9 protein-coding genes and 2 pseudogenes are annotated in these 9,741 nt (G+C 57.9%); 5 read left to right on the top strand and 6 right to left on the bottom strand.

Annotated features, from left to right (window positions below):
* Positions 1-4: 4 nt before the first annotated feature.
* Both FHX09_RS22310 and FHX09_RS22315 read right to left on the bottom strand, forming a co-directional pair.
* Positions 5-1,342 carry a Dyp-type peroxidase gene (locus FHX09_RS22310; protein ID WP_184450648.1) on the bottom strand — a complete coding sequence of 446 codons (1,338 nt, stop codon included), beginning with the start codon at positions 1,340-1,342 and terminating at the stop codon, positions 5-7.
* 199 nt (positions 1,343-1,541) lie between these two features.
* Positions 1,542-2,267 carry a hypothetical protein gene (locus tag FHX09_RS22315; RefSeq protein ID WP_184450649.1) on the bottom strand — a complete coding sequence of 242 codons (726 nt, stop codon included), beginning with the start codon at positions 2,265-2,267 and terminating at the stop codon, positions 1,542-1,544.
* 142 nt (positions 2,268-2,409) lie between these two features.
* Here FHX09_RS22315 and FHX09_RS22320 point away from each other — a divergent pair, with 142 nt between their 5' ends.
* Positions 2,410-3,096, top strand: coding sequence for a TetR/AcrR family transcriptional regulator (locus tag FHX09_RS22320; protein WP_132590453.1), 687 nt, complete (start codon positions 2,410-2,412; stop codon positions 3,094-3,096).
* A gap of 128 nt (positions 3,097-3,224) precedes the next feature.
* Complete coding sequence (locus tag FHX09_RS22325) at positions 3,225-3,671, top strand: hypothetical protein (protein ID WP_132590451.1); 447 nt, start codon at positions 3,225-3,227, stop codon at positions 3,669-3,671.
* A gap of 72 nt (positions 3,672-3,743) precedes the next feature.
* Here FHX09_RS22325 and FHX09_RS22330 read toward each other — a convergent pair whose 3' ends face one another.
* From FHX09_RS22330 to FHX09_RS22335, 3 genes and pseudogenes are all read right to left on the bottom strand, one after another.
* Entirely contained in the window at positions 3,744-4,745 is a 1,002-nt protein-coding gene (locus FHX09_RS22330; RefSeq protein WP_246699487.1) for a nucleotidyl transferase AbiEii/AbiGii toxin family protein, read from the bottom strand.
* Positions 4,746-4,976: 231 nt separating this feature from the next.
* The gene (locus tag FHX09_RS29480) at positions 4,977-5,249 is read right to left on the bottom strand and encodes a DUF6088 family protein (protein WP_245505472.1); all 273 of its coding nucleotides are present in this window, start codon (positions 5,247-5,249) and stop codon (positions 4,977-4,979) included.
* Between the two features lie 694 nt (positions 5,250-5,943).
* Positions 5,944-6,660 (bottom strand): annotated as a pseudogene (locus tag FHX09_RS22335) (tripartite tricarboxylate transporter substrate-binding protein); the annotation flags it as partial.
* A 159-nt stretch (positions 6,661-6,819) separates the two neighbouring features.
* Here FHX09_RS22335 and FHX09_RS22340 point away from each other — a divergent pair.
* A complete protein-coding gene (locus FHX09_RS22340) occupies positions 6,820-7,755 on the top strand; it encodes a HEPN domain-containing protein (protein ID WP_132590449.1) in 936 nt (311 codons plus the stop codon).
* A gap of 72 nt (positions 7,756-7,827) precedes the next feature.
* Here FHX09_RS22340 and FHX09_RS22345 read toward each other — a convergent pair.
* Positions 7,828-8,167, bottom strand: a pseudogene (locus tag FHX09_RS22345) (12-oxophytodienoate reductase); the annotation flags it as partial.
* Positions 8,168-8,267: 100 nt separating this feature from the next.
* Here FHX09_RS22345 and FHX09_RS22350 point away from each other — a divergent pair.
* Positions 8,268-8,678 carry a helix-turn-helix domain-containing protein gene (locus tag FHX09_RS22350; RefSeq protein ID WP_007800703.1) on the top strand — a complete coding sequence of 137 codons (411 nt, stop codon included), beginning with the start codon at positions 8,268-8,270 and terminating at the stop codon, positions 8,676-8,678.
* A gap of 165 nt (positions 8,679-8,843) precedes the next feature.
* Positions 8,844-9,741 (top strand): aldehyde dehydrogenase family protein (locus FHX09_RS22355; RefSeq protein ID WP_184450650.1); only part of this gene is annotated, 898 nt, incomplete at its 3' end.

The raw sequence follows: 9,741 nt of genomic DNA on the forward strand, positions 1-9,741 counted from the left end.
TTGTTCAGTATTTCTGGTCGATGATGCCGCGGAGCGCGTTCAGCCCGGGCACGAACAGGTACTCCCCGCCCTTCACCGTGACGAAGGTCGGCAGGTCGAACAGGAACGGTCGCTTGGCACCGGGCACTGACATTTGCGAGCCTTCGCCGCCGACCCCATTGATCGGGTCTTGCTCGCTGGGATCGAGCCCGAGGAATTCGCCGCCTTTCATCCATTCGGCCTGGACGAACTCGAACTGCCGTTCGATGTCGGCCTGGATGAACAGGTTGATCAAGCCGCGATCGACGCCGTCGTCATCAAGGGCGTCATCCTTAAGATGTGGGCCGTATTCGACGCCGCGCCGAAGCAGCCGGTGCCGCCTCACGGCAGTCGCCCGTTTCAGCGGAGTGGCACGCGGGTTACTGCGCCGCAGGTGCGAGCCGAGCGGGCATCGCAAACCCTCGTCGTCCCCTTCATAGGTGAAGTTGTTGCGCCGGTCAGGGTCCGCGGCGATGGCCGGATCGTCCTTGTCGGGCGACAGATCGAGCGGGCAGCCGCTGGGCCAGCGCCCCATGATCTTGGCCGCCACCAGGTCCCGATTATGCTGATCGTCGCTGCCATAGAGCGACCGGGCGGCCGTCGCTAGATATCGGCGAAAGACCGCCACGTCCTGATAGAGCTTGCGGAATACCACGAATGTCCCGTTCACACGCAGTTCGAACGGTTCGGGCATTTGCGTGCCGCCAGGCCCGACCTCGTCCTCGTAACCGAGCAGGAACTCGCCCGGCTTCAGCGGGCGCCATGTGCCGTCGCGCTCCAGCACGCCGTCACCGGGATAGGAGGGCGTGTCGGCGCCCTCGATCGGCGGTTGCGAGATTGGATCGGCAAAACCGAAATGCTCGCCCTCAGATCCGATTCCGCTTTCATTCGTCGCCATCGTATCTTGAATGAACCGGACTTCGAGCCCGCCGGCCGAACCCATTTCCTCTTGAAGGATCCGCGTTGCTTCTTCGCGACCTTTATCGGAATCGGTTCGTACCAAGACCATGGCATGTATGTCAGGACCCCCAAGGCCGCCTTCCCAGCGCTCCGGCGCGTGCGGTCCGACATCGCCGACAACATTCGCACGGCCCCGCGCGCCTACTCGGAATGCCTCGGGGAAGGTGTTCAGCGCTCGCTCGGAGAGTCCAAGCGCCTTCAGCCCTTCATGGGTGAACCCGATATTGATCGTAAACCCGGTCCCATGCTCCCTCTGTCGCGCATTCACGCGTTGGAACATGTTGCGCAGCCATGCTCGCGACTTCGCCCCGTCGTTGAACCTCAGGAAAATGTGACGCCCGTATCGCAGGAGAATAGGCGTCACGACATTGTCCTGGATGTCGTGAAGGTTGGCCTTTAGGTCAGCAGAGGTCAGGCCAGGTTGAGAACCTAGAGTGGGTATTGTGGGCAATCCTTGTCGCAGTATGTTCGACGCAATCGTCGGGAGATGAGGCCGCCCAGGCTGGAGCAGCGGTCAACCTCATCTTCTGGAAGTCAGATGGTTCTGACGGTGTTCGCGGTCATCATTTGCCGATGTGTTCGGCTACGTCCTCGTACTGCCACTGGCGAGCCACATCCGTGTCGATCATCGCGGCGCTTGGCACTTGCTTGTAGGATTCGGCCAGCTCCCCGAAGAACGCGTTCACGGCGTCCTCGAGATCGACGTCGCCTTTGGCGACTGCACGCTGGAACTTCTGGGTCTTCTCGTACCAGTCGGCGGCCTTGTAGATCTGGCCGAGACTGAGGCTCGGAGCGACATCGTAACAGGCCAGGGTCTTGATCTGACCACGTGCGATATAGTCCACGATGTCACGTGCCGTCGCATCCGGGCCCGTCGGACACCCAACGCAATGGCCCCAGATCTTCGTCAGGTTCTCCTTCCCGTTGAGAACGAAGTCGTCGAAGTACTTCTCGAGAGTTCCGTCGAACTGAGAGATGAAGAACAGAGTGTAACCGTCGAAGTCCTGGGTTCTGGCGACGAACCAACGCGCCGTCCGGATCAGGCCAAGCATCGTCGTCGCCTCCGAGAAGGTCTTTCCAGGTCCGCCCCAGACAGGGACCTCGCGGCTCAGCGTGTCCGTGAACGCCACCAGGTCGGCGTCGGACTTCAGCCCCCACATGCCGGTGAACTCCTTGACTTCGTTCTTGCCGCCCTTGCCCATAACAAGGCCCGGGTAACGCAGGCCCCACCCGCTGGCGCTCGTCCTGTGTTGCGACAGATCCATTTGGCTGCGGTCTTCATGGGTCATTTTGTAGTCTCCAAATATGAGCGCGAGTTACGGGGCATGCCCGATGTTGACAACGCCCACTTAAAGGCTAGAGTGGCCAATGTCAACATCATTCCAGTAAAAATGTTGACACAAGCAACTTAGAAACGTAAATGAGACAAATATGACCCAGGACATTTCCACAACAGACCAACGCCCCTACCACCACGGTGACCTGCAACGAGCGATCGTCGATGCTGCCATCGATGTCCTCAGCGAATCCCAAAGCACGGAGTTCTCGCTTCGGGAGCTCGCCCGGCGGGCGGGCGTAAGCCACAACGCCCCGTACAAGCACTTCGCCGACAAGCGTGAATTGCTGGCGGCCGTCTCGGCGGTAGGGTTCGAGCTCCTGGCAAAGCGGATGACCGATGCCACGAAGGAACTCAATGGTCCGCGCGAGCGGCTGGCAGCCATGGCGCGTGCCTATGTTTGCGGCGGCGTCAACAATCCTGCGCTCTACAGACTGATGTTCGGCGGCTACCTTATGGATCAGGACAACCGACGTCCTGCTATCGAAAGAAACGCGGCTGAGAACATGAAGGCGCTGGTCGCGGGGGCAATAAGCGGCGGCGCTCTTGGCTGCTTCATTCCGGACACCGCGGAAAACGAGCGTAAGATCAATGGCGCCTTACTGATTTTCTGGTCGCAAATGCACGGGCTCACGTTGCTGCTGGTCGACCGCCTGGTCGGCCCCGGTGACAAGATGGAAGAGCTGACCGAGGGCGTCTTGCAAGGCATGCTCGACGGATTGGCGAACTGTATTCCTGCGATACCGGCAGGGGTGTGGGTAGGTCCTCCGCCTGTCGAGTAAACCTCCCAAGCCGTGGGCTCGCAAACCTTGCCTTTTTGACCAGCACGCCTGGGCATCGGGGCGTGATCGACCACCCGCCCTGCTGTTTTCATAAGGGCGTATCCGGCCCTTTCCAGAGGAGAAGTCTCTTGGACGCATACATCTCGGCTCTGATGGGTCTCGCAGGCATCGCGATTGGCAGCCTGAGCTCGTTCGCCACCACCTGGATGACGCAGCGATCACAGGTGAAGGAAAAGCATCGCGAGGTCGAGGTCGCCAAGCGCGAAAAGCTCTTTTCGGATTTTATCAAGGAAGCCACGCGGCTTTACGGCGATGCCCTAAGCCACCAGAAGGACGACGTTTCCGACCTCGTGCTGCTTTATGCTTTGGTCGCCCAGATGCGTCTGATCTCATCGCGTCCGGTTGTGGACGCCGCCGAACTTGCTATGGAAAGGATCGTCGAAACCTATCTGGCATCCAACCGCTGTCTCTCTGAACTCCGGGATCTTGCGCGTTCAGGGGCAATGAATTTTCTGCTCGATTTCGGCGAGGCTTGTCGGACAGAATTGGCGACAGGGCACCTGTCTGCCCGATGATTTGTCTCCCGACAAGGTCAGAGAAAATGCTGCGTGACTAACGCAATATGTGGCTACCAGAGGCTCCAGCGCTCAGGTCGCGACGGCTGCACATGCCGTCAGATCACCGTCAGGACGATCCAATCGAATCCAGTGCCCCAATCGAGCGGCCTTCTTGACGATCGTCGTCCGACCTTGTTCATTCGTGCAATGTTCAACCGCAAACGCTGTGCAGATCAGAGTTTCCATCGACGACATCCAGCCGGACGTCTGGCGCCGTCTGGTCCCGGCGTTATCGAGCCGTTCGGCGAATCGTTGCGCCGCTGTGAATGCCTCCTCGAAATCAGGTCTCTGACCGTAGACGAGATCACCCAGTAATTTCGCATATCCCTCGGCAAATTTCGTGTCGCCGGCCATGATCTTGTATGTGCGAAGCGTTTCCGCTTTGGGATTTTCCTTGTAGGCGGGATAGTCCCCCGCCCGGGCCGCGGCCTCCGTCTTCATGATCTCAAGAGCGATCGCGACGGCGGCGTCCAGATCATAATGGCCATCCATACGCGATAGGTCATAGATGTGACGAACGAGCGTGTGATCAAGGGGACCAAGGCCCGAGAAAGCGAAGCCCGGCCTGCGCGCCAAGGCCACGAACTTGTCCGCCGCGGTTTCCACCAGTCTCACGCATTTGACGTCGATGGCTTCTGCCTCGGCACGATTTGCCTCCGTAATAAAGGACGACACCGAACGCATTTCCGGTTCTGTCGAGACCGGGAACGTAGAGAGTTCGATCTTTATCTCTGGGCGTAAAACACCCTCACCTTTTGCGATCGGTTCGTAGGGCAAATCGTACCGAACATACTTATCGCTTTGCTTCACCTCATAATGGCCTTCGACGGCAAATCCCGCAGCGCTCAGCCGGTCGTTCACCTCACCCCGAAGCCGCTTCAGAACGCTTCGCGAGTTGGACTTTTCGCCAATGATGCGTAGGTCGATGTCTTCCGACATTCGCTCGAGTAGGCGGTAGGCGCGACCAAGCGCTGTCCCACCGCCAAACGCCAGAGTGAGCCCGTCAACCTCCACATCGTGGATTGCTGCCAAGGCTTGAACGACAAACCAGTCCTTCTCGACCAGCGCAGGGGACGGAAGGCCAAAATGCTCTTACACTTCCAGAAGTGTCTGACGATCTGGCTTATCTTTCAACGCGCAGCTCCGTGCGGCCGTCAGACAGCCGCCGGCTGAAACGCGTTCTAATCTTGACCGTCGGGTTCACTGGGATCTGGGTCGAGCGGCCTTCATTATAGGCCTTCGTACTGTCGCTCTGCTCCCAGGCTACACCAAGCCTGGTAAGAGCCTGAAGTGCAGCGCTATGGAAGCCGTTGGAGCTGGAGACGGCCGGCCCGATATACGCGACTTCATCGCGCGGGCATAGACTCCATAGCCGAGGCGCATCAAGCTACCGTCCTTAACCAGCAGTCGCAGAGCGCGAAGAACCTGATCCTCGCCACTCAGGTCTGCAAAATCGCGCGGCAGAAAGACGTCGGTCTTTCTGGTCCTGGCGACACGATTTTCGATCTTCTGCTTTAATGTCTTTGGCTGGCTCATGCTCTGCTTCTTTCGTGCAAAAACCCGACATAGCGCAAGCACTTGGCCGTCTATCAAATGTTTGACATATCGCGATCGAAGATTTGGCCTAAGCGGGAAGAGATTGGTCGGTCCGCAATGCTGACTACCGCGTCATCGAGAAGAGCAGAAATGCGATTTCTTCGCTCTGAGCAATCTGCCGGTATCAAGCAGCCGATGTGCTAGCGGGTTTCATCATGCGCTTCGTACAGGATGCGCAGTCTCAGAGATTCCCGCGCGAGAATTTGCAGAGGCCTACCGTGTTTTCGCTGATTTTACCAATCCCAGTCGTGGCACGGGGATAAATTACGTGCTCCCGACCAGATCGGTGGATTTGCTCAACCTGTTCTGGCTCTGAGCGGAAAGGCCGGAGTTCGTTGCGATTAGAACGGTCCATCGCAAAAGCGAAGCACACCTGACTCGTTTCGTCGTTCATTGCCATCGAATAGGTCAAAAGACGCTGACGCGAGCGGCTAATGCAAACAATATCTGAGGTTCGATTCGTATCCCTTATCGATGGTGATGCGGTGATAGCGTCTCGGCAAATGTAGATCATCGCTGCGATTGGAAAGCTGCGTCCGGGTTTAGCCGGTCAAAGCCTCCGCTCTCGCGCTTGCCAAAAGAGCGATGATCGCCCCCATCCGCTCGACAACGCTCGCCTGAGATTCGGCAGCGCCTATTCGAGTTCAATCTTGGCGTCGCGCACGACAGGTGTCCACTTGGCGATCTCCGCCTTTACATGTGCGCCGAGTTGCTCCGGCGTCGAACCCACGACAACGGCACTGAATTCGGCCATTTTCTTGCTAACGCCCGGATCGGCGAGCGCCTTGTTGGCCGCCAGGTTCAGGCGAGCAACGACGTCTGCCGGGGTGCTGGCGGGAGCAAACAGCGCGTTCCAGGTATAGGTTTCGTAGCCCGGAACCGTCTCGGCAACCGTCGGCACATCGGGGAAGGACGGTGCGCGCTGCTTGGTGGTGACCGCAAGTGCCCGCAGCGTGCCACTCTTGATGTGGCCGGACGACGACGGCAGGTTGTCGAACATGATCGGAACCTGATTGCCAAGAACATCGTTTAACGCCGGGCCCGAGCCCTTATAGGGGATATGTTCCATCTCCACCCCGGCCATCGCCTTGAAGAGCTCTCCGGAGAGATGCAGCGGCGTGCCGTTGCCGGACGAGGCATAGCTGTAGGTGCCCGGATTGGCCTTGAGGAGTGCTACCAGTTCGGCAAGTGTTCTGGCCGGCAGTGCGGGATTGACGACGAGAACGTTGGGAACCAGAACCAATAGCGAGATTGGCGCGAAATCCTTTTCGGGGTCGTAGGGGGTCGACTTCAGGATCAACGGATTGAGCGCATGCGTCGCAACCGTCCCCATCAGGATCGTATAACCGTCCGCTACCCCCGGAATGTGATCACAAGCAACCGTGTCAAAGTGCCAGGGTCTTTCACATCACTTCGGCGGCGAAAGGCTAGCTTAACGACATCTTTTGATTGAATAGAGAATACATTTCCCGTAAAGGTCTGAGTGCGCAATCACGATGGAACCGCTACGATGGATGCGATTCACACCGAAGGCTTCGACGCTGCTTTGACCCTGACCGATCACATGAAGCACCTGCCGGACAGGAAGCGGCGCGAGTTGGCGCGCATCATCGAGATCCTGTTTGCCGAGGTCGAACGTTTTCAGGCGACAAAGCTCTCCGAGAAGAGAAATGCCGGCAGGATTCTGAAGGTCATCCTGTATGGTTCCTACGGCCGGGGTGACTGGGTCGAGGATCGCTTTAGTGGCTATCGCTCCGACTACGACCTGTTGATCGTCGTCAACACCAAACATTTTGCCGAAGAGGCAGAACTTTGGGAAGGCATCGAGGACAAGCTGCTGGAAGAGCAACTCAGTCATCGGATCGAAACGCCCGTCGTGCCGATCATCCACGCCCTGGCCGATGTCAACGATCAGCTTTCCCGTGGCAGACCATTCTTCGTTGACATCGCCAAGGACGGCGTCGTCCTCTACGAGAAACCCGGTCATCCGCTGGCTGAACCAAAGCCCCTCACGGTTGAGGAGGCGCATCGCGAGGCGGCGAGCTACTTTGAGCAGTGGTATCAGTTATCACTGGACGCATTGAAGGTCGCTGACTTCAGTATTTCCAACGGTATCTGGCGAGACGGCGCATTCATGCTGCATCAAGCCACTGAACGTGCCTATCATTGCGCCCTGCTGACGCTCACCCTCTACAGCCCCAAGTCACATCGAATAAAGGTGTTGCGCTCTCAGGCCGAGGCAGTCGACAGCCGACTGATTGCTGCTTGGCCGCGCGACAGCCGGTTTCCCCGAAGATGCTTCGAATTGCTGTCGCGGGCTTATGTCGAGGCACGATATTCATCGAAATTCGAAATCAGTAAAGAAGAGTTGATTTGGTTGGTTGAGCGCGTTAAGTCCCTGCAGGACCTTGTAGAAGCCATTTGTCGCGAACGGCTTTCTTTGTAGCCGTATTCGAACCGATGTATCCGTAAACTTGCTTCGGCGGCGGCATTTATGGACCGTCGCCGCATTGATGTAGCGCGTCGCTCCGGTATGCCAGATCTGTGGCCCCATACGACCGCCAGTGTGGTGAACAGCGTCAATCACTTTCTTCCATCCTTGAAGTGCTGCATTGCCATGAAAGAATGGAATTCCGCTATCGTTGCGCGATGCAGGGCGATCAATCACCGTCCCTTCAGACAGGATCAATCCGGCGCGACCTTCTGCCCGGCGCCGATAGTAGTCAGCACTCGCCGGCCCCGGCACGCCCTCAGGCGAAAAAAAGGCGGGTCATGGGCGCCATGACTATGCGATTTCTGAGTTCGAGTGATCGGACGGTGAAGGGGCGAAACAGGCTGCTTGTATCGAGACTGGGCATTAGTAGACTCCGTTGCGTTTAACGGCGCTACTGGTATATGATGTAGACCTAGCGTCAGTCAGGCACTTCAAGTCGCGTAGGTTTATTGAGGGAAACCATCATGCTCGAACTGGAACCGCTCTGCTTTTCTTCTGAATGCCCGAGCCGGGCCTTGTTCGATCAGATTGCTGACAAGTGGTCGATGATGGTGCTTGCCGTGCTCGATGACGGACCGCAGCGCTTCAACGCCATTCGCCGTCGGCTGCAAGGCGTCACGCAAAAGGCCCTCACTCAGTGCCTCCGTCGCCTCGAACGCAACGGCCTGATAGCGAGAGAGGTGATTTCACTCTCGCCGGTCGCAGTTCAGTATCAGGTGACACCGCTGGGCCGAACGTTACGGGAGCCACTCCAGGAACTTCACAAATGGACACTGGTAAAACTGCCGGAGGTCACCGCGGCAAGAGAGGCTTTCGACAGCATAGATGGCGGACAGAAGGGCGCGGACAGAGCGCTAATCCAGTTACGCCTTTAACGCGACGAGATCGACTGCAGGAGGTCCGATACTGGCTCGCGGCGGTTCGGGAAAGAGAACTCGGACCAGGTATACCGTGCCCTACCAGGGCTACTTTAAGTGCCTGATTGACGCCAAGTTTACGAAAGATACTTATGGCTCCATCAACAATGATGGAGCTTTCTCATGCGTAACAATCTTAAATTCTATATCGACGGAACCTGGGTACAGCCCAAAAGCACAGCCGTAATCGATGTTATCAACCCCGCGGACGAAACCGTCGTTGGTCAAGTCGCGCTGGGCGATACGAGTGACGTGGACGATGCGGTTTCAGCCGCGCGAAAGGCATTTGAAACGTATTCGCTCACCTCGATTGAGGAGCGAATTTCGCTCTTCGACCGGATTATAGCTGCCTACGACAAGCGAGCGAACGACCTTGCCCTAGCGGTAACTGATGAAATGGGCGCGCCGCAATGGCTTTCAGAGCAATTGCAGGTGACGGTCGGCGTTGCCCATTTCAAGATTGCACGAGCAGCGCTTGCGACCTACCGTTTTGATGAGCCGCTTGGCACAAGCGAAGTCGTGCGCGAGCCGATCGGCGTTTGCGCGCTGATAACGCCATGGAATTGGCCCTTGATGCTGATGGCCGCAAAGGTGGCACCAGCACTTGCTGCGGGTTGCACCGTGGTGTTGAAACCGTCTGAAATCGCGCCGTTCTCAGGTACGATCCTTGCCGAGATCCTCCATGACGCCGGAGTACCCAAGGGCGTGTTCAACCTTGTTCATGGAGATGGCCGCGTTGTCGGCAACGCTTTGACGAGCCATGCCGACGTCGACCTTGTATCTTTCACCGGCTCAACTGCGGCTGGGATCGAGGTGGCTCGCACCGGTGCCCTCACAGTCAAAAGGGTGCATCAGGAACTGGGGGGAAAGTCACCCAACATCGTCCTCCGTAGCGCGGACCTCGCTTCTGCTGTCGAAGGGGGCGTGGCGCAGATGATGCTGAACAGCGGACAGAACTGCAGCGCACCGTCTCGGATGCTGGTCCACGTCGATCAGGTTGCCGAAGCAATCAGCTATGCCA

Source organism: Rhizobium sp. BK538 (genome assembly GCF_014197575.1).
In the GTDB taxonomy this organism is placed as follows: Bacteria; Pseudomonadota; Alphaproteobacteria; order Rhizobiales; family Rhizobiaceae; genus Rhizobium.